Source organism: Thermonema sp. (assembly GCF_026003375.1).
Classification (GTDB): domain Bacteria; phylum Bacteroidota; class Bacteroidia; order Cytophagales; family Thermonemataceae; genus Thermonema; species Thermonema rossianum.
The window spans coordinates 806,842-825,000 of record NZ_BPHD01000002.1 but is presented as its reverse complement, the minus strand read 5'-3'; the positions used below and the strand labels follow the sequence as shown (position 1 = coordinate 825,000).

The 18,159-nt window shown below is 47.9% G+C and carries 20 protein-coding genes (1 of these 20 only partly in view); 11 read left to right on the top strand and 9 right to left on the bottom strand.

What is annotated here, in order from left to right; translation table 11 throughout:
• The 4 genes from QVE43_RS08800 to QVE43_RS08785 all read left to right on the top strand — a co-directional run.
• Positions 1-575: the 3' end of a pyridoxal-dependent decarboxylase gene (locus tag QVE43_RS08800; protein ID WP_288006188.1), read on the top strand. 682 nt of this gene lie to the left of the window's left edge; only the last 575 of its 1,257 coding nucleotides appear in the window; its start codon lies off the left edge, out of view; its stop codon occupies positions 573-575.
• 106 nt (positions 576-681) lie between these two features.
• The gene (locus QVE43_RS08795) at positions 682-1,332 is read left to right on the top strand and encodes a TetR family transcriptional regulator C-terminal domain-containing protein (protein WP_288006186.1); all 651 of its coding nucleotides are present in this window, start codon (positions 682-684) and stop codon (positions 1,330-1,332) included.
• Positions 1,333-1,408: 76 nt separating this feature from the next.
• Entirely contained in the window at positions 1,409-2,689 is a 1,281-nt protein-coding gene (locus tag QVE43_RS08790) for an AarF/UbiB family protein (RefSeq protein WP_308445312.1), read from the top strand.
• A gap of 26 nt (positions 2,690-2,715) precedes the next feature.
• On the top strand, positions 2,716-3,714 hold the full coding sequence (locus tag QVE43_RS08785) for a radical SAM protein (protein WP_288006180.1): 999 nt from the start codon (positions 2,716-2,718) through the stop codon (positions 3,712-3,714).
• 40 nt (positions 3,715-3,754) lie between these two features.
• Here QVE43_RS08785 and QVE43_RS08780 read toward each other — a convergent pair whose 3' ends face one another.
• The 5 genes from QVE43_RS08780 to QVE43_RS08760 form a co-directional block, all read right to left on the bottom strand.
• The gene (locus QVE43_RS08780) at positions 3,755-4,213 is read right to left on the bottom strand and encodes a hypothetical protein (RefSeq protein ID WP_288006177.1); all 459 of its coding nucleotides are present in this window, start codon (positions 4,211-4,213) and stop codon (positions 3,755-3,757) included.
• Positions 4,214-4,252: 39 nt separating this feature from the next.
• Positions 4,253-4,726 carry a lipocalin family protein gene (locus QVE43_RS08775; protein WP_288006175.1) on the bottom strand — a complete coding sequence of 158 codons (474 nt, stop codon included), beginning with the start codon at positions 4,724-4,726 and terminating at the stop codon, positions 4,253-4,255.
• Between the two features lie 36 nt (positions 4,727-4,762).
• Positions 4,763-5,125 (bottom strand): hypothetical protein, encoded by a 363-nt coding sequence (locus QVE43_RS08770; RefSeq protein ID WP_288006172.1) that lies wholly within the window; start codon positions 5,123-5,125, stop codon positions 4,763-4,765.
• A gap of 135 nt (positions 5,126-5,260) precedes the next feature.
• Positions 5,261-6,007, bottom strand: coding sequence for a bifunctional 2-polyprenyl-6-hydroxyphenol methylase/3-demethylubiquinol 3-O-methyltransferase UbiG (locus QVE43_RS08765; protein ID WP_288006170.1), 747 nt, complete (start codon positions 6,005-6,007; stop codon positions 5,261-5,263).
• Position 6,008: 1 nt separating this feature from the next.
• Positions 6,009-7,091, bottom strand: a complete 1,083-nt coding sequence (locus tag QVE43_RS08760; protein WP_288006168.1) for an FAD:protein FMN transferase — start codon at positions 7,089-7,091, stop codon at positions 6,009-6,011.
• A gap of 87 nt (positions 7,092-7,178) precedes the next feature.
• Here QVE43_RS08760 and ruvB point away from each other — a divergent pair, with 87 nt between their 5' ends.
• Together ruvB and QVE43_RS08750 are read left to right on the top strand one after the other, a co-directional pair.
• On the top strand, positions 7,179-8,213 hold the full coding sequence (gene ruvB, locus QVE43_RS08755; protein WP_288006166.1) for a Holliday junction branch migration DNA helicase RuvB: 1,035 nt from the start codon (positions 7,179-7,181) through the stop codon (positions 8,211-8,213).
• Positions 8,206-9,123, top strand: coding sequence for a TIGR01777 family oxidoreductase (locus QVE43_RS08750; protein ID WP_038032518.1), 918 nt, complete (start codon positions 8,206-8,208; stop codon positions 9,121-9,123). Before ruvB ends, QVE43_RS08750 begins: the two co-directional genes overlap by 8 nt.
• Before the next feature lie 70 nt (positions 9,124-9,193).
• On the opposite strand, the gene serS is transcribed toward QVE43_RS08750, so the two are convergent.
• Positions 9,194-10,468 (bottom strand): serine--tRNA ligase, encoded by a 1,275-nt coding sequence (gene serS / locus QVE43_RS08745; protein WP_288006163.1) that lies wholly within the window; start codon positions 10,466-10,468, stop codon positions 9,194-9,196.
• Positions 10,469-10,894: 426 nt separating this feature from the next.
• Between serS and rho the strand changes: the two genes are divergently transcribed.
• Both rho and QVE43_RS08735 read left to right on the top strand, forming a co-directional pair.
• Positions 10,895-12,706 (top strand): transcription termination factor Rho, encoded by a 1,812-nt coding sequence (gene rho / locus QVE43_RS08740; protein WP_288006160.1) that lies wholly within the window; start codon positions 10,895-10,897, stop codon positions 12,704-12,706.
• 102 nt (positions 12,707-12,808) lie between these two features.
• Complete coding sequence (locus tag QVE43_RS08735) at positions 12,809-12,970, top strand: hypothetical protein (protein ID WP_157630148.1); 162 nt, start codon at positions 12,809-12,811, stop codon at positions 12,968-12,970.
• Positions 12,971-13,042: 72 nt separating this feature from the next.
• On the opposite strand, the gene QVE43_RS08730 is transcribed toward QVE43_RS08735, so the two are convergent.
• Together QVE43_RS08730 and hslV are read right to left on the bottom strand one after the other, a co-directional pair.
• Positions 13,043-13,867, bottom strand: a complete 825-nt coding sequence (locus tag QVE43_RS08730; protein ID WP_038032514.1) for an ATP-dependent Clp protease proteolytic subunit — start codon at positions 13,865-13,867, stop codon at positions 13,043-13,045.
• Between the two features lie 19 nt (positions 13,868-13,886).
• Entirely contained in the window at positions 13,887-14,429 is a 543-nt protein-coding gene (gene hslV, locus QVE43_RS08725; RefSeq protein WP_288006155.1) for an ATP-dependent protease subunit HslV, read from the bottom strand.
• Between the two features lie 106 nt (positions 14,430-14,535).
• Here hslV and QVE43_RS08720 point away from each other — a divergent pair, with 106 nt between their 5' ends.
• The 3 genes from QVE43_RS08720 to surE are packed head-to-tail and all read left to right on the top strand — an operon-like array spanning position 14,536 to position 17,186.
• Positions 14,536-15,774: a bifunctional 3,4-dihydroxy-2-butanone-4-phosphate synthase/GTP cyclohydrolase II gene (locus tag QVE43_RS08720; protein WP_288006152.1), complete on the top strand. Its 1,239-nt coding sequence runs from the start codon at positions 14,536-14,538 to the stop codon at positions 15,772-15,774.
• On the top strand, positions 15,740-16,405 hold the full coding sequence (locus QVE43_RS08715; protein ID WP_288006150.1) for a hypothetical protein: 666 nt from the start codon (positions 15,740-15,742) through the stop codon (positions 16,403-16,405). Before QVE43_RS08720 ends, QVE43_RS08715 begins: the two co-directional genes overlap by 35 nt.
• Before the next feature lie 4 nt (positions 16,406-16,409).
• Positions 16,410-17,186, top strand: coding sequence for a 5'/3'-nucleotidase SurE (gene surE / locus QVE43_RS08710; protein ID WP_288006148.1), 777 nt, complete (start codon positions 16,410-16,412; stop codon positions 17,184-17,186).
• A gap of 115 nt (positions 17,187-17,301) precedes the next feature.
• On the opposite strand, the gene QVE43_RS08705 is transcribed toward surE, so the two are convergent.
• Positions 17,302-18,144 (bottom strand): 1,4-dihydroxy-2-naphthoyl-CoA synthase, encoded by an 843-nt coding sequence (locus QVE43_RS08705; protein WP_211245251.1) that lies wholly within the window; start codon positions 18,142-18,144, stop codon positions 17,302-17,304.
• Between the last annotated feature and the right edge of the window lie 15 nt (positions 18,145-18,159).

Below are 18,159 nucleotides of genomic sequence, written 5' to 3'. Positions count from 1 at the left end.
TGCACATAGATGCGGCTTTTGGCGGTTTTATTTTTCCATTTGTAAACCGTGACCCTTTGTATTCTTTCAAGAATCCGCATGTTACTTCCATTGCAACCGATGGTCACAAGATGCTTCAAGCGCCTTATGGTACGGGAATTTTTATGATTCGCAAGGGCTATTTCGACTACGTGGTTACGCCACAGGCACAATATATTCCGGGCTTAGATTACACACTTTGCGGCAGCCGCTCGGGTGCCAACGCGGTAGCCGTATGGATGATTTTGCGACGTTACGGCTCGGAGGGGTGGAAAGCCAAGATGGAGGAGCTGCTGTACCGCACAGATGACTTATGTGCTTCGTTGGATGAATTGGGGGTAAAGTACTATCGTCATCCGAACATCAATATTGTGGCTATTAAGGCAGAATATGTACCTGCAAACTTGGCGCAGAAATATTTCTTGGTAGCTGACAGTTATCAAAGAGCACCTAAATGGTGGAAGATTGTGGTGATGCCTCATGTGCGGCAGGGGTTCATAGACCGCTTTTTGGAGGAGTTGAGCATTCATATTAAAAGCAAAGAGATGTCGGTGTAAACCGGCAACCGACTGTTACTTCATAAGTCTCTTATGTTAAAAAGGTTGGCTTTGTGCTAACCTTTTTTGCTATTCAGTGGTTTTTGTTTAAAATTATTGAATAGCAATGGCAAAGAAAACCATAAAAACCCTGGATGCAGCCGAATGGCAAACTGAGTTCAAAGCCTATTTGTTAAGAAAGGGCAAGCGCCCTGCCAACGTTTTTCTACTGGCAGAAGAAGCAAATGCCTCTGAAAAAAATTTCTATGATCATTACAACTCGCTTGACGCTTTAGAGAAAAGCATTTGGCGCGGTTACCATCGGCAAACTATAGAAAAAGTGGAGAATAATGAAGAGTATGCCCGCTACAGCATACGCGAAAAGTACTTGCTCTATGCATTTACTTTATTGGAAGTGCTCAAGGAAGATAGAAGTTATTTGCTTGTGTTGAACGAGCATACGATAAGAAGCGCCCCTTATTTTATGGCTTATTTAAAGGCGTTTGAAGATTACGCAAAAGATTTAATACAAACAGGTATAGGTGCGGGTGAGTTGGTAGAAAGGCCATTTTACGAACGTTTATATCCCGGCTTTTTTGTTTTAAACATTTCTATGATTATTCGCTATTGGTTGAAAGACGAAAGCGAGCAATTTGAAAAGAGCGATGTATTTATAGAAAAGTCGGTCAATGCTTTGTTTGACTTGATAACTCCCAATGTAGCAGATTCCATTACAGACTTTGGCAAGTTTTTATTTCAGGAGTTGCGCAAAAAATAAATTCCTTTTTCCTTTTTATCATTTTTAAGTTATGAGCAATCAGAGAAAAAATACAGATAAAATACCAACCTCAAAAGTGGCACGGGCGACTGCTCTTTTAAAAACAGGCGCCAAAGTAGGCGGCAACTACCTTAAACATTATGTAAAAAAGCAGTTATTTCAGCAAGATGAAAAAAACAGCTTACATGAAGCCAATGCCGAGGAGGTTTATGAAACCTTGTCCAAGCTGAAGGGCAGTGCACTTAAAGCTGCCCAAATGATGAGCATGGATCAAAATATGATGCCTTCGGCTTACGTTGAGCGCTTTCAACAAGCACAGTATTCAGTGCCGCCACTCTCTTATCCTTTGGTTGTACGCACCTTTATAAAGAATTTCGGTGTGCCGCCTCAGGAGTTGTTTGACTATTTTAGCAAAGAGGCCGTCAAAGCCGCTTCTATAGGACAAGTGCACGAAGCTTATAAAGATGGGCAACGTTTGGCAGTGAAAGTACAGTACCCGGGTGTAGCCGATTCGGTAAAGAGCGATTTACGTTTGGTCAAGCCTTTTGCCAAACGACTTTTAAATATGCAAGAAAAGGACATTGAACTGTATTTTCAGGAGGTAGAAGAAAAACTGCTGGAAGAAACAAACTATGAATTGGAGCTGAAACGATCGATAGAGCTTACGCAGGCATGTAGCCACCTTGAAGGGCTGTTTTTCCCTGCTTATTATCCGGAATATTCCTGCAGGCGTATTCTTACAATGAGCTGGATAGAGGGAAAGCATCTGAAAGAATTTTTGGCCGGTAATCCATCACAAGAAATACGCAATCGTGTAGGGCAAATACTATGGGACTTTTATCACTTTCAAATCCATGAGCTGAAAATGGTACACGCTGATCCACATCCGGGCAACTTTTTCTTTACCGAAGATGGCCGGGTGGGTGTCATTGATTTTGGCTGTATCAAGGTCATCCCCAATGATTTCTATGAGGTATATTTTAAAGTATTGGATGAAAGGGTGATGCGCGACGCCACAGAAGCAACCAAGCTTTTACACGGCATGGGATTTTTGCATGCAGACGACAGCCCGGACGAAAAGCGCTTCTTTACAAATATATTCAAAGAGCTGGTAAGCATGCTGGGCAAGCCTTTTCGCTACGAACAATTCGACTTCGGCAACTCTTCGTATTTTCGTGAAATCTATGAGTTATCTGAGCGAATTGCCTCAATGAAAGAATTGAAGGAGTCGAAGAAGGCACGGGGCTCACGACATACGCTCTATATCAACCGCACGTATTTTGGACTTTATAATATTTTAAACCAACTGGGTGCCACCATTCGTGTTACCAAACCTGCATTCCTGTCTGTTTCTTAAATTAGCAGTTTCTTCAAAAGAAAGACATGCGACTCGTACGGCACCCGGTGTTATGCAACTATTATCTTACCTACAGATGCAATGCGCGCTGTAGCTTTTGCGACATATGGCAGCGCCCCTCGCCCTATGCTCATCGCGAAGCGGTATTTCAAAATTTGAAAGATGCCCGTCGTCTGGGGGTTGATATAGTGGATTTTACCGGTGGTGAGCCCTTGTTGCACCGCGACCTCCCCGACTTTTTAGAATATGCACAAACATTGGGTCTTATTACGACCGTCACCACCAATGCTTTGCTTTATCCTAAATATGCCGAAGCACTCAAAGGGAAGATAGACATGCTTCATTTTTCCTTGGATGCTGCCGATGCAGAAAGCCACGACAGCATTCGCGGGGTGCGCTGCTTTGAGCATGTCATGCGCTCCATAGAGGTAGCTCTTGCACTGGGCGAACGTCCCGATATTCTCTTTACGGCTACCAATCATAACTTGCACCACATTCAGCGTATCTGGGAAAATATATGCCTTCCGAACCGCTTGGTACTCATCATCAATCCTGTATTTCATTACAACGAAGTGGGTGAAGCGCTCACGCCCGAAAGCCTGAACATCCTACGACAGTGGGCAAGGAAACCGTGGGTTTATTTAAATGAAGCTTTTTTGAAACTGCGCGCAGATGGCGGCAATGATATTCGCAAGCCTGTATGCCGTGCCGGCAGCAGCACATTGGTTATCTCGCCTCAAAATGAGTTGGTTGTGCCTTGTTATCATTTATCGGCAGCGCGTTTTCCCATAAAAAACAATCTTTTTGAGTTGTACCACAGTGCACAAGTACAAAAGTGGATACGCCAAGAAGGGCGTTTAAGTGGCTGCGAGGGCTGTGCCATCAACTGTTACATGCAACCATCTTTTGCCGTGGAAATGAATACTTACTGGTGGCTGGCATTACGCAGCACGTTAAAATACAATTATATGAAAGGTACCTGGCGCCGTTACTTATATCAAAAAATAAAGGCGAGGAAAGCATAAAGCCCCCTCGCCTTGTGACAGACTGCCGTTTTACAGCTGCTTATTCAGTTTCTTCTTCTTGAAAAGGAACGAATACGATGCTGTCCTCGCCCTCGCCTAATACCAAGCGACTTTCCGATATTTGCACAGGCATGGCATCGCCGGCCTCCTCGCCCCCTTTTTCTTTCAAGGTAAGCAATTTGCCATCCTCTGAAAGCGACCACTCAAATTCAGCCTCGCCCTGCACTGAAGTAGTGATTCCGGTTCCATCTTCTTTAAACTCCATGGTCATAGCGCCCAATAGCGTAACCATCAGTTCTTTTTGAGCTTTCAGCTCTTCTGCTTGCTCGGGGTTTTCCTTAGCCAAGATGGCTATTTGTTCGTCCAATTTTTGGCTCAACCACTCTTTGTCAAGCATCCACTTTTTGAGTAAATGTTTGCGGGGGTTGTCAAGTGTGAAACTACTCAACAAAACCAAGGCGAGCATCAACACTCCTGCTAATTTACTTACTGTTCTCATTTTACTTTTTGTTTATCAAAGACTTTACTAATACTTTTACTATTCTTGCTCTTCGGCAGGAATAAAGATCATTTGCCTGCCTTCCTCAGATTTTTCCTTTAACACCATTTTGCTGCTACTGATTTCCACTATTTCAAGATCTACGGGTTCGTTCCCCCCTTCTTCTGCACCGGTGGACACTTGGCGCAAGGTGTTTCCGTCCACGATTTCCCAAGTACCTTCTTCGCTCCCCATAGGCGTCTCCATTTTATAGGTACCGTCTGCGTTATAGGTAAGCTTGTAAGCCTTCATGGCTTGTTTCATCATGGGCCACATGGATTCCATCAGTGCTTTTTCTTCTTCATTTGCGTTTGCCAACATGTCGGCTTTCATTGCATCGGGGTCGAAAGTCCAGGCATGTGCACTCATCAAGCTTTTAGGATCGCTTTTACAAGCGCTAAAAAGCATGGGAACTGCGCTAAAAAGCATGGGAACTGCTAATAAAATGACGGCATACAAAAAATACTTCTTCATACAAATTGACTTTGAGAGTTTATATTGATTAAAGACTTAACGAACGGGAAGCAATATAAATTTTGCGGGTTCTTTGATTTTAGAGTGGTCAGCCGGCTTCATATAAAACACTATGCGTTTTTTGCTGATTTTCTTCACCCATACAGTATCTTTGCCCACGACAAGGCGGTTATCAAGCAACTGCCACCGGCCGGCTTCATACCACGAGGCACCGTTATCCGAACTTCTCATAAAGATGCCATCTGCATCGAAATGATAGCGCTCTTGTGCACTTTCTTGCTGCATGCGCTCGAGATTCTGCGGCTCTTTGACAACAGCTGCTCTCTCTTCTTCCGACAATACGGAAAGATAGGTTTGTGTCAGCTGTTCGACGTCGTCCCGCCAAATTTGTGATATCAAAATCTGCTTTTTGCTTTTACAGGCGACAAGCTCTGTTGTAAGCAGACAGGCAGTGAATACCAAGAGGCTCGAACGCATGAATGATGTTGGTCAAATAATTTACAATATACGCCTTTTCTGCATAACGCGCAATATTTATGCCAACTCTTTGCATACATGCATAATCATGCGTGGGGACCGGGGCGCTTCATAAGCAGAAAGGGCGTAGTCGCCCCACAGGTTTTTGAGTGTCAAACCGGCTTTTTGAAAAAATGCCCGGAAATCATCGAGATGAAACAAACGCACACGCTCAAAGAACTCAAAATCTTGCCCTTCGAAGCGAAACTGTATGCGCTTTACCACAAAGCCATCTTCAATAAAACGCCGGATGTAGAAAGTGATGCCTTCCTCATGCTTTTCTTCTTCTTGCTTGAGATGCGCCATCACATAAGCAGGATTCAAAAAGTCGATGACTGCTTGCCCGCCCGGCTTCAGCTCTTTGTAAATGGCCTCTATTACACGGTAGTTTTCATCATCAGACTCAAAGTAACCAAAGCTTGTAAAGAGATTGAAGACATAGTCAAATGCTTCCGTCGCATAGGGCAGCCTCATGTCGTGCACATCGAAGCGCAAATGAGGGCGCTCATATTGCTTGGCATAGGCAATATTCTGCCCGGAAAGGTCAACGCCTACTACATCCAGTCCTTCATTCCACAGGTGCAAGGCATGGCGTCCGCGTCCACAGGCCAAATCCAGTGCCTTTTGTCCGGCAACAAAATGAAGTTCTTTTGCCAGATTATGAATAAAAACACGGGCTTCCTGCTCGTTTCGATATTTGTAAAGTATATGGTAAAAAGGGGTATTGAACCATTCTTTATACCAATCTTGCGACTTCTGCATCATATCAGTTGCTTTCTTGTTTTATTTCTACAATGCGCTGTTTGAGTGCCGGCGATACAAACGCATTGAGTTTTCCCCGGTCATCATAAATCAGGTAGGCTTTTAGTTCCGGATGTTTGTCCAGCAGACGGCGGGCTTCGTCCAGCCCCACAACCATGAAGGCAGTAGCATAAGCATCGGCAGTCATGGCATCAGGGGCAATCACGGTGGCACTCAACAAGCTGTGAGTAACCGGGTAACCGGTGCGCGGGTCTATGGTATGGGTGTATTTTTTACCGTTCTTCACATAAAATTTTTCATAATTGCCGGAAGTAGCCAGCCCTTCATTTTCCAGCTCAACAATAGCATAAGCTACGCTTTTGCCCTTTTCGGCCTGTAAGGGATCTTTGATGCCAATACGCCAGTGATTCCCTTCTTTGTTTTTACCGGCACAGCGCAATTCGCCGCCCAACTCAATCATGAAATGATGCACGCCTTGGGCAAGCAGGTAGTCTGCCAGCACATCCACACTATAACCCTGGGCTATGGCATTGAAGTCGAGCTGCACGAAGTCGCGCTTTTTCCAAACACACGAATCGTTGAAATCGATATTGGAAAAACCAACCAGACGGCGTAAAGAATCAAGCACCGCACCCTTGGGCGGTTCGGGGGGGGCAGCGGGCGCGAAACCATAAGCGCGCACCAAGGGGGCAACCGTCGGGTCGAAAGCGCCGCCGGTCGCTTCATATACTTCTTTGCTTTTTTGTAATACGGGCAAAAAGTAAGGCAATCGATAACATAAACGCTTGGTATCGCCGGCATTGAAGCGGCTTATTTCCGAAGTGGGCAAGTAGGTTGAAAGCGCTTGGTCGAACAGGCGCAACAAAGAGTCTATGGCCGGTTGAAAATCGCGCCTCAAAGAATCGTAATACTTGATTTGATAGGTGGTGCCTTGTGCCGAACCGCGCAACTCAAACCAACCGGAACCAAGCTGCTGTTGTTGGGCTTGCTGTTCTTGCTGCTTCCGGTGCGCCCGGTAATGATAAACACCGACAATCGACACAAGCAAAAGGAGTGAATAAATGATATTTTTTGCTCTTGGGTTCATAGTTGTTTCCGCTATGGCACAAAGTTACACTTTCTGCCTGATGCAGTCATAAATTTGTATCTTTGAATAGCTGACGTACCAAAAGCTATGGGAAGAAACGACTTACTAAGGGCAGAAAAAGAGCATCTGTCCAACAAAGACTTGGAAATAGAGCGCGCCCTACGTCCCCTCAGTTTCGAAGACTTTACCGGGCAGCCTCAAATAGTAGAGAATCTGCGGGTATTCGTGCAAGCTGCTTTACAGCGGGGCGAAGCCCTCGACCATGTGCTACTGCACGGACCGCCGGGCTTGGGCAAAACGACCTTGGCCAACATCATCAGCAATGAGTTGGGGGTAAATTTGACCCTCACCTCCGGACCGGTGCTCGACAAGCCCAGTGACCTTGCCGGCTTGCTCACCAAGCTTGAGCCACACGACGTGTTGTTTATTGATGAAATCCACCGCCTCAATCCCGTGGTAGAGGAATATTTGTATTCTGCCATGGAAGATTATCGCATTGATATCATGCTGGACACGGGTCCCAATGCCCGCAGTGTGCAAATCAGCCTGAATCCCTTTACGCTGATTGGGGCTACTACGCGTTCCGGTTTGCTGACCTCCCCCCTGCGCGCCCGCTTCGGCATTACTGCCCGCCTCAACTATTACGATGCTTCCACACTACAAAAAATTGTCATTCGTTCGGCACGTTTGCTGGGCATTCCAATTGAAGAAACAGCAGCCTTGGAAATAGCGCGCCGGAGCCGCGGCACTCCCCGCATTGCCAACAACCTGTTGCGCCGCACCCGCGACTTTGCACAAGTCAAAGGCGATGGGGTCATTACTTTGCCCATTGCCGAAATGGCTTTACAAGCGCTCAATGTAGATAAAAACGGGCTCGATGAAATGGACAATAAGATATTGTCCACCATCATTCATAAGTTCAAAGGAGGACCGGTGGGGCTTTCGACCATAGCCACTGCCTGCGGCGAAGATGCCGAAACAATAGAGGAAGTGTACGAACCATTCCTTATACAAGAAGGTTATATCAAACGCACCGCACGCGGCAGGCAAGCAACGCCTCTGGCATACAAACACTTGGGTATAGTGCCGCCTGCTGCCCAAAACTCTTTGTTCGATGAATGATAAACCACAAATACTCATCACCGGGGGCACCGGACTGGTGGGCAGTTACTTGCGCCGCTTCATCATAGAGCAACAACTACCCTACCGGATAGGCGTGCTAAGCCGGCGCCCGGTGCAATTGCCTCATGCCAAAACTTATCTTTGGGATATAGAAAAAGAACAGATCGATCCCAAGGCACTGGAAGAAAGCGACTACATCATTCACTTGGCGGGTGCCGGCATTGCCGATAAACCGTGGACTGCCGAGCGCAAGCGTCTGATTCTGGAAAGCCGCACCCGTAGTACTGCTTTGCTATATAAGGCGCTGAAAAACAACCCTCACCGTGTGAAACACTTCGTATCGGCTTCGGCAGTGGGCTATTACGGCTTTGATACCGGCGACCGTCTTTTGCATGAAGACAGCCCGCCGGGCAACGATTTTTTGGCACAGGTAGTGGTTGCATGGGAAAAAGAAATTTTCCGCATAGCGGAACTTATGCCTGCGGTGGCTTTACGCATTGGCATTGTATTGAGCAACGAAGGCGGCGCACTGCCGCAGCTGGCACGCCCGGTACGTTGGTTTGTGGGGGCACCGCTGGGCAGTGGAAAGCAATACCTTTCCTGGATACACATACGTGACCTTTGCCGCTTATTCTTGTATGCTTTACAAAAACCTTTGGACACCGGCGTTTACAATGCCGTGGAGGGCAAGCCGGTAACCAATGCAGAGATGACACGCATCATTGCCCGTGTGCTGGGGCGTCCGTTGTGGCTGCCCAAAGTTCCCGCTTTTGTGTTGAAAACACTGCTGGGCGAAATGGCCAATCTGGTGTTGGGCGGCAACCGTGTAAGCAACGAAAAAGTTATTCAAAGCGGATTCAGCTATGAGTTCACCGAGCCGGAAGCCGCTTTGCGCGACCTGCTGAAGTAACCAAAACAGAGAAGCAGCCACTTACCGGAAGTAGCTGCTTCTTTTCTGTTCTGAAAACGATTCAAACAATTCAGTTAATTATGTCAAAGCCGGTGTAAGGCTGCAGTGCTTTCGGGATACGAATGCCTTCGGGCGTTTGGTTGTTTTCCAACAAGGCCGCCACAATACGCGGGAATGCCAAGGCACTACCGTTCAATGTATGCAGCAATTCAGTTTTTTTGTTCTCAGTACGATAACGCAGCATCATGCGGGCAGCCTGGTAAGACTCAAAGTTGCTCACAGAACTCACCTCCAGCCACTTTTTCTGCCCCGCAGCAAACACTTCCATATCATAAGTAAGCGCCGAGGTGAAGCTCATATCCCCCCCGCATAGTTTTACCACTCTGTAGGGCAGCTCCAGGGCTTCCAGCAAAGACTGCACATAATGCCGCATTTCTTCCAGCGCCGCATAAGACTCTTCGGGCTTGCGTATCTGTACGATTTCCACTTTGTCGAATTGGTGCAGGCGGTTCAAGCCACGCACATCAGCCCCCCATGTGCCTGCCTCCCGCCGGAAACAAGGCGTATATCCCACATGCTTGATGGGCAGCTGATGCTCTTCCAGTATCATGTCGCGATACATGTTGGTGATAGGCACTTCCGCTGTGGGAATAACATACAGGTTGTCGCGTTCAATATGATACATCTGCCCGTCTTTATCGGGCAACTGCCCGGTGCCGAAAGCCGATGCTTCGTTTACCAAAACCGGCGGTTGCACTTCCACGTAGCCCACTTCCACGGCACGGTCTAAAAAGAAGTTGAGTAAAGCACGCTGCAGGCGTGCCCCCTTTCCCTTATAGAAAGGGAAACCGCTGCCGGTTACTTTGCTACCGGTTTCAAAGTCGATAATATCGTATTTTACAATAAGCTCCCAGTGAGGCAAGGCATCTTCACCCAATAGAGGAATTTCGCCTTTCTGTTCTACTATTTCATTGTCTTCTGCTGAGGCACCTTCCGGTACACTTTCATGGGGAATGTTGGGAATGGTGGCCAGTAGCTCCTGCAACTTACGTTCTGCCTCGCGCAGCGCTTCTACCAGGCGTTGTGCCTCTTCTTTAAGGCTTTTGGCTTGCGCTTTGGCTTTTTCCGCCTCCTCTTTTTGCCCTGTTTTCATGAGCTGACCAATCGACTTGGCTACACGATTGGACTCGGCAAGCACATCGTCATGTTGTTTTTGTATTTGGCGACGTTCCGCATCACGCTGCAATACTTCATCAATCAATTGTTGCGCCCCGGCCACACGTTTTTTTTCCAAGCCGGCAATTACGCGCTCTTTTTGCTCTCTTATTTGCTGTATAGTTAACATAAGCTGCTGAATGTTGTTTCTGTAAAACTCCCGGCAAATTAAAAAAATGATTAGGATTCAAACAGTTTATTTGCCGGTAATATTCATTTTTACTAAATTCGCCACTATAAGAACACAAAAGCTCTTTACTCCGGGATTTGCCTACAGCATTTCTTTTTTATATTTGCGGATGTCCGCGCACTCAATCTTTTTATTATCCAACAACAACCACACAAATTGAAGAAACTGCATTCCGTATAATAGACGGCAGCAGTCGTTGTAAGAATATGACAACCGATAATCTTGTGTCGATCCTCATTTTATCTTATCGTTCAATCAAAACAGACAAGCGGCCATAAGCTTTTTGTTTCGAGTCCATAAATCATAAAAAGCCTGTTCATTAATATTTTTTGAATTTCAGGAAAAGCTAAAATTAATTAAACCTGTATGTACACCATCGAAGATCTAAAACTTAAGTTGCTTTCGGAATTGAGGGAGATAGCCGAGCAACTCCGGTTATCCAACTACAAAAAACTCTCTAAGCAAGAGCTTATTTATAAGATACTGGACCAGCAAGCGGTGCTTCCCGAAGAGGAGCTTCAGAAATTGGCCCCCCCGGCAGAAACCACTGACCCTGCCCCCTCGACCGAAGAAGCACAAGAAACTGCTTCGAAAACCAATGCTCAAAGCAAAACGCGTCGTAAGCGGCAAAATGTGAAAGAGGTTACTGACAAAAAAGAAGAAGCCGAAGAAAACCAAAAGGCAGCGGAAGAAAAGACCGGGACAACTGACGATAAAGATAAAGAAGCGAAAACAGAAAAAGCAGAAGAGAAAAAAAGTACGCGCCGGCGCAAGCGAACCAATGTAGTTGAAACCAAAAAAGAAAGCACGGAAGAGACTTCTACCCCCCAAGAAAAAGACCAGGCAAAGCAGGAAACCCAAGCGGATGCCAATAAAATAAAAGAAACACCGGCAGCTAAGGAAGAAACAAAATCTACGAAAGAAAGCGCGACGCCAAGTCCTCAACAAAAAGAACCCACAGAAAAAGAAGAGCCCAAAGCAGAACAAGAAACCGCATCTGCCAACACGCAGCCTGCCGAGCCGGTAAAAGATCGCCGTTATTACCGCAAACTTATCAAGGACTTCGAAGGCATAGTGGATTGCACGGGCGTGTTGGAAATTCAACCCGAAGGTTACGGCTTTCTGCGCTCGGCAGATTATAACTACCTCCCCAGCCCCGACGACGTATATGTATCTCACTCTCAAATACGCCTGTTCGGCCTAAAAACCGGCGATACGGTAGTAGGTCCGGTGCGCCCTCCCAAAGACGGTGAAAAATATTTCGCATTGCTGCGCATCCATAGCGTAAACGGCCGAAGCACCGATGAAATACGCGATAGAATTGCCTTTGAACACCTGACGCCTCTGTTCCCGCAAGAACGGCTCAAGCTAAGTACCAAACCTGACCTGTATTCTACCCGCTTGCTCGACCTGTTTGCCCCCATAGGCAAAGGGCAGCGTGGTTTGATAGTGGCACAGCCCAAAACAGGGAAAACCGTGCTGCTCAAGCAAATTGCCAATGCCATTGCCGAAAACCATCCGGAAGTCTATTTGATTGTGTTGCTCATCGACGAGCGCCCCGAAGAAGTCACCGACATGATGCGCAGTGTACGCGCCGAGGTCATCTCTTCCACTTTCGATGAGCCGGCCGAACGTCATGTGAAAGTTTCTTCCATAGTGCTCGAAAAAGCCAAACGGATGGTAGAATGCGGGCACGATGTGGTGATTTTGCTTGACTCTATCACCCGCTTGGCACGTGCTTACAACACGGTCATTCCTTCGTCCGGAAAAATTCTGTCCGGTGGGGTCGATGCCAACGCGCTGCATAAACCCAAGCGCTTCTTTGGTGCGGCACGCAATGTGGAAAATGGTGGCTCGCTTACCATCATCGCTACTGCCCTGATAGACACAGGTTCCAAAATGGACGAGGTGATCTTTGAAGAGTTCAAAGGAACCGGCAACATGGAGTTGCAGCTGGACCGCAAACTGGCCAACCGTCGTATCTATCCGGCCATAGACATACCGGCTTCGGGCACCCGTCGCGAAGATTTGCTTATGGACAAAGACGAGCTCAACCGGGTATGGATATTGCGCAAATACATGAGCGACATGACCTCCATAGAAGCCATGGAGTTTTTGCTGGAAAGAATGCGCGGCACCATGGACAACCGCGAATTCTTGCTGTCAATGAATGGGTAACACGCCTGTTTTTCCTGAAAACGAATAAAAAAAGGGAGCTTTTTTAAGCTCTCTTTTTTATTTTTCGTACTACAATGTATCTCCATCAAAAAAACTATTCTCATGAACAAAAACACACGTTATCTGCTGCGTCTAATCAGTATTCTCATTTTTGGTTTAGGCTTAGCCTGCGCCCAAGACTGGGTCCGTATTCCTGCCATCAGCGGCAACGAAGACTGGCTAATGGTCATCGGCTATGGGCTGTTGCTTTTCGTGAGCCGCTAATAAAAGACAAAACCGGGCTTCTGCTTGAACAAGAAGCACCGGTTTGTTTTATGATTCGCTCTTTCTTCCTGCCTATTTTGAAAAAGCACCGCCATGCACCGGCTCCAAATACTCCACATTGCGGGTGCGAACCGGCTGCGGATACAAGGTCATCAGCTGCATGAACTCCACCGGAATTTGGTCGCTCACACGCAAGCCCAAGGCTTGTGCCTTGGCAAAGTTGATAGGATAATCGTGGGTCCAAGTGCCTTCTGTCAATACCTTTGCCAACTCATCTGCTTTTTCTTTGGGGTAGTTCTTGATAAGCAGCTCACGAATGGTTTCCTGTAGCTGTGCCGTTGCTTTTTCTGCCACATCGGCATAAATCAGCATCTTGTCATCGATTTTGTTGATGTCTTTGATTGCTTTTAGCCGTATGAGCGACGGCGCCGGATATTCGCCCAGTTGAGGGTCCAGAGGTCCCAGCACCGCATTGGGCGACATAATGATTTCATCGGCGGCCAATGCTATGAGCGTGCCCCCACTCATGGCATAATGCGGCACAATTACACGCACTTTCCCCTTCCGGCGGCTAATGGCACGTGCTATCTGTGTGGCTGCCAACACCAGCCCGCCGGGCGTGTGCAACACCAAGTCAATATCTTTTTCTGGCGGTGTCATCTCCAAAGCCCGCAATACCTCCTCCGAGTCTTCCATGGAAATGAACTTAACCACCGGAAAGCCCAAAAAGCTCATGCTCTCCTGGCGGTGAATCAACAAAATCACTTTTGAGTTGCGCTTGCGCTCAAGGCGCGCAAGGAAACGCACCCGCGCCGACTCCAACAGCTTGCGGCTGATGACCGGCTGAAAAGATATGAGCAGGAAAATAATCCAAAATAAGCTACCTATGTCTCCCATAAATTTATTGTTTTACAATTTAAGATGCGAGTTCTTCAATGGTGAAGTTGTGGTTGGTATAAATGCAAATATCGGCTGCAATACGCAAAGCCTCTTCCACCATTTCGCGCGCGCTCAGGTGAGGGGCATGGCGCTTGAGTGCCAATGCTGCCGATTGGGCATACATACTTCCCGAGCCAATGGCTGCCACCTCCTCATCGGGGCGTAACACGTCGCCGGTACCCGAAATCATCAAAATGTCGTCTTTGGAAATGGCAATCATCATGGCTTCGAGGCGCCGCAAAAAGCGGTCGGTGCGCCAGTCTTTTGCCAATTCAATGGCTGCGCGCTCCATGATGCCGCCGAATTTATTAAGCTTTTCTTCAAAGCGCTCCAGTAAGGTAAAAGCATCGGCCGTAGAGCCGGCAAAACCCACAATCACTTTGCCGTCTTGCAGCTTGCGCACCTTCTTTACATGTGACTTCATCACCGTATTGCCCAAGGTGGCCTGCCCGTCGGCGCCAATGGCAATGCTGCCGTTGTGCTTGACAGCCAAGACCGTAGTTGCGTGTATTGCTTCCATAAAAAACGTATCTTTGCATTAGTTCACAACTAAGGTGCAGTTTTTTCTCAAACTATACAACCTTTTTCGTTGTTTTACAATTGCCAATTATACTTTGAAAATTACGATGGAACAAGCAGGAGACATTCGTTTGGATAGCATAGAAGAAGCTATCGAAGCCATTGCACGTGGCGAAATAGTGATAGTCGTTGATGACGAAGACCGTGAAAATGAGGGGGACTTTATTTGCGCTGCCGAAAAAATCACCCCCGAAATGGTCAATTTCATGATTAAAGAGGGGCGTGGCGTCTTGTGCGTAGCACTCACCGAAGAGCGTTGCAAAGAGTTGAATTTGGATTTGATGGTAGGCAAAAGCACCGCACCCAATGAAACCGCCTTTACCGTAACGGTTGACCTGCTGGGACATGGATGCACCACCGGCGTGTCGGCCTATGACCGCGCCATGACCATACGCGCACTGGCCGACCCCAAAATGAAAGCTGATGACTTCGGGCGCCCGGGCCACATCAATCCACTCAAAGCCCGCGACGGGGGCGTGTTGCGCCGCGCCGGGCATACCGAAGCCGCCGTTGACTTGGCCCGTTTGGCGGGCCTGCGCCCTGCCGGTGTGCTCATCGAAGTGATGAACGACGACGGCAGCATGGCACGCCTGCCCGACCTGCGCAAAATAGCCGATAAGTTCGGCATGAAGCTGGTGTCCATTCAAGACCTGATTGCTTATCGCCTGAAAAAAGATTCACTCATAAAACGGGAAATAGGCGTGGAGCTGCCTACCCAATGGGGCAACTTCGATTTGATAGCCTACCGGCAAATAGATACCGGCGATTTGCATTTGGCCCTTATCAAAGGGCGCTGGGAACCGGACGAGCCCGTATTGGTGCGTGTACACTCGTCTTGTGTTACCGGTGATATTTTCGGTTCATGCCGCTGTGACTGTGGTCCGCAACTTCACCGTGCCATGGAAATGGTAGAAAAAGAAGGGAAAGGCGTTGTTTTGTATATGAATCAAGAAGGGCGCGGCATTGGCTTGCTCAACAAACTGAAAGCCTACAAGCTGCAAGAACAAGGACTGGACACCGTGGAAGCCAATGAGCATTTGGGCTTTAAACCCGACCAACGCGATTATGGCGTGGGGGCACAAATCTTACGCGACCTGGGCGTGCACAAAATCCGCCTTATCTCGAACAACCCGAAAAAACGCGCCGGTTTAATGGGCTATGGCTTGGAAATTGTAGAACGGGTACCAATAGAAATAACGCCCAATCCACATAATGAAAAGTATCTTCAGACCAAACGCGACAAACTGGGACATGAAATTCTCAAAGAAGAAAACAAAACCTCTTAGTCATTTATTGGCGTTGTGTTTTTGGCTGGGTATTGGGCTGCTGTCCGGTTTTGAAGCAGCTGCCCAATACTATTTTGCCGAAGAGCACTGGCACCAAGGCTTTTTGATTCATAACGATGGTGACACGCTGCGTGGCAAACTACGCTATACACTTGAAAACGACGCGGTGCAACTACAGACAAGCAACGAGCAAATACAAACCTTTAGCGCCCGTCAAATTCTTTACTTCGAATTTTTCGATACGTACTACAAACGCAAGCGTTTGTTTATAGTGCTGCCCTATGCCAAAAACCCGGGCAGCAACTACAAAAGCCCTGCCATCTTTGAAGTGTTGACAACCGGCGACTTTGTTACCTTGCTGGCACGTGAGCGCCTGGTAACCCAAATGGTTACTACCACCTCGCCTTATGTCATCGGTCCGTCAGTGGCTGTGCGGCGCCCGCGTTTTGAACCCTTCTTTTTGTATGAAAACGGCGAAATACGCCCTTATACAGACAAAAAAGACTTGTTTCGTTTTTTGCCCGGCATGGATGAACGCCTTCATAACTTCATCAAGCAAAACAAGCTCAACCCCGACGAAGTGGGCGACCTCATCAAAATAGTGAATTACTATAACCAAGCGATTCGATAAATCCATGAATTCCAAACGTCCTTTAATTTTAGTGTCGAACGACGACGGCATTGCAGCACCCGGCTTGCACCACTTGGTGCGCCTGATGCGCGAATTCGGTGAAGTGGTTGTGGTAGCCCCCGATAGCCCCCAATCGGGCATGGGCCACGCCATTACCGTAGGCGATACGCTGCGCCTCGAAAAAGTCAATATCTTCGATGACTTGGTAGCCTACGAATGCTCGGGCACCCCTGCCGACTGCGTAAAGCTTGCCAAGCATTATGTGCTTAAAGACCGCACGCCCGACTTGGTGGTGAGCGGCATCAATCATGGCAGCAATTCTTCGGTAAGCGTGCTTTACTCGGGCACGATGTCGGCAGCCATTGAAGCGGCCATCGAAGGACTACCGGCTATTGGTTTCTCTTTGTGCGATTATTCGCATGAAGCCGACTTCAGCCACACTTTCGACTGGATTCGCAAGATAGTGCGCCAAGCGTTGGAACAAGGCATTCCCAAGCATGTGGCTCTGAATGTAAACTTCCCACACAGCCAACATGCCCCACTCAAAGGCATCCGCTGGTGCCGGCAAGCCAAAGCCCGCTGGCAAGAAAACTTCGATGAGCGCTACGACCCCACCGGACGCCGCTATTTCTGGCTTGTGGGCGACTTCATTAACGAAGATGCCGGCGACGATACTGACGTGTGGGCACTGGAGCACGGTTACGTGTCTATTGTTCCTTGCAAATTCGACATGACCGACTACGACGCTTTGCGCAACTTGCGCTCCTGGAAGCTGGAGTAAGCGTTTGCCGCAGGGCAAAAGCATGCTTCCCCCGCTTTCGTATTTTTTAAATCATGAAAAAAGAGCAGTGCTCATAAGCGCTGCTCTTTCTGCTTTTAACAGACACTTTCGCTTTTTACGGTATCCAAGGGAACTGATCGAAATTAGGCTTGCGCTTTTCAAGGAAGGCATCGCGCCCTTCTTTGGCTTCTTCTGTCATATAAGCCAGGCGGGTGGCTTCGCCCGCAAATACCTGCTGCCCCACCAAACCATCATCTACCAGGTTGAAGGCAAATTTCAGCATACGGATGGAAATACGGCTTTTCTTCAGAATTTCTTGTGCCCACTCATACGCCACTTGTTCGAGTTGGTCGTGGGGCACCACCGCATTCACCATGCCCATTTCGTAGGCTTCTTGTGCCGAATAGTTGCGCCCTAAGAAAAAGATTTCACGAGCCCGCTTCTGCCCTACCATACGTGCCAAATAGGCAGAGCCATAGCCGCCGTCGAAGCTGGTTACGTCGGCATCGGTTTGTTTGAAGATGGCGTGCTCTTTGCTGGCAATGGTCAGGTCGCAGACCACATGCAAGCTGTGGCCGCCGCCCACTGCCCAACCGGGCACCACGGCAATCACCACTTTGGGCATGAAACGAATCAAACGCTGTACTTCCAGAATATTGAGCCGCGGCATGCCATTGTCGTCCACATATCCTTCTTTACCACGCACGCGCTGGTCGCCACCGCTGCAAAAGGCATACACGCCATCATCGGCAGGTCCTTCGCCGGTCAGCAGAACCACCCCTATGGAGGTATCTTCGCGGGCATCTAAAAGAGCATCATACAACTCGAATACCGTCTTTGGCCGGAAGGCATTCCGCACATTCGGACGGTTGAAGGCGATGCGTGCAACACCATTGCACTTTTTATAGGTAATATCCTCGTATTCTTTTGCTGTTTGCCAAGGAATGACGGTTGACATCGTGCTTTGGGTTTA

What these genes read in the sequence shown, in the direction of transcription:
- serS (WP_288006163.1), bottom strand. Translation starts at nt 10,468, where the DNA reads ATGTTAACTATACAGCAAATAAGAGAGCAAAAAGAGCGCGTAATTGCC.
- QVE43_RS08795 (WP_288006186.1), top strand. Translation starts at nt 682, where the DNA reads ATGGCAAAGAAAACCATAAAAACCCTGGATGCAGCCGAATGGCAAACT.
- surE (WP_288006148.1), top strand. Translation starts at nt 16,410, where the DNA reads ATGAATTCCAAACGTCCTTTAATTTTAGTGTCGAACGACGACGGCATT.
- hslV (WP_288006155.1), bottom strand. Translation starts at nt 14,429, where the DNA reads ATGGAAGCAATACACGCAACTACGGTCTTGGCTGTCAAGCACAACGGC.
- QVE43_RS08720 (WP_288006152.1), top strand. Translation starts at nt 14,536, where the DNA reads ATGGAACAAGCAGGAGACATTCGTTTGGATAGCATAGAAGAAGCTATC.
- QVE43_RS08750 (WP_038032518.1), top strand. Translation starts at nt 8,206, where the DNA reads ATGAATGATAAACCACAAATACTCATCACCGGGGGCACCGGACTGGTG.
- QVE43_RS08775 (WP_288006175.1), bottom strand. Translation starts at nt 4,726, where the DNA reads ATGAAGAAGTATTTTTTGTATGCCGTCATTTTATTAGCAGTTCCCATG.
- rho (WP_288006160.1), top strand. Translation starts at nt 10,895, where the DNA reads ATGTACACCATCGAAGATCTAAAACTTAAGTTGCTTTCGGAATTGAGG.
- QVE43_RS08760 (WP_288006168.1), bottom strand. Translation starts at nt 7,091, where the DNA reads ATGAACCCAAGAGCAAAAAATATCATTTATTCACTCCTTTTGCTTGTG.
- QVE43_RS08735 (WP_157630148.1), top strand. Translation starts at nt 12,809, where the DNA reads ATGAACAAAAACACACGTTATCTGCTGCGTCTAATCAGTATTCTCATT.
- QVE43_RS08785 (WP_288006180.1), top strand. Translation starts at nt 2,716, where the DNA reads ATGCGACTCGTACGGCACCCGGTGTTATGCAACTATTATCTTACCTAC.
- QVE43_RS08730 (WP_038032514.1), bottom strand. Translation starts at nt 13,867, where the DNA reads ATGGGAGACATAGGTAGCTTATTTTGGATTATTTTCCTGCTCATATCT.
- QVE43_RS08715 (WP_288006150.1), top strand. Translation starts at nt 15,740, where the DNA reads ATGAAATTCTCAAAGAAGAAAACAAAACCTCTTAGTCATTTATTGGCG.
- QVE43_RS08765 (WP_288006170.1), bottom strand. Translation starts at nt 6,007, where the DNA reads ATGATGCAGAAGTCGCAAGATTGGTATAAAGAATGGTTCAATACCCCT.
- QVE43_RS08780 (WP_288006177.1), bottom strand. Translation starts at nt 4,213, where the DNA reads ATGAGAACAGTAAGTAAATTAGCAGGAGTGTTGATGCTCGCCTTGGTT.
- ruvB (WP_288006166.1), top strand. Translation starts at nt 7,179, where the DNA reads ATGGGAAGAAACGACTTACTAAGGGCAGAAAAAGAGCATCTGTCCAAC.
- QVE43_RS08705 (WP_211245251.1), bottom strand. Translation starts at nt 18,144, where the DNA reads ATGTCAACCGTCATTCCTTGGCAAACAGCAAAAGAATACGAGGATATT.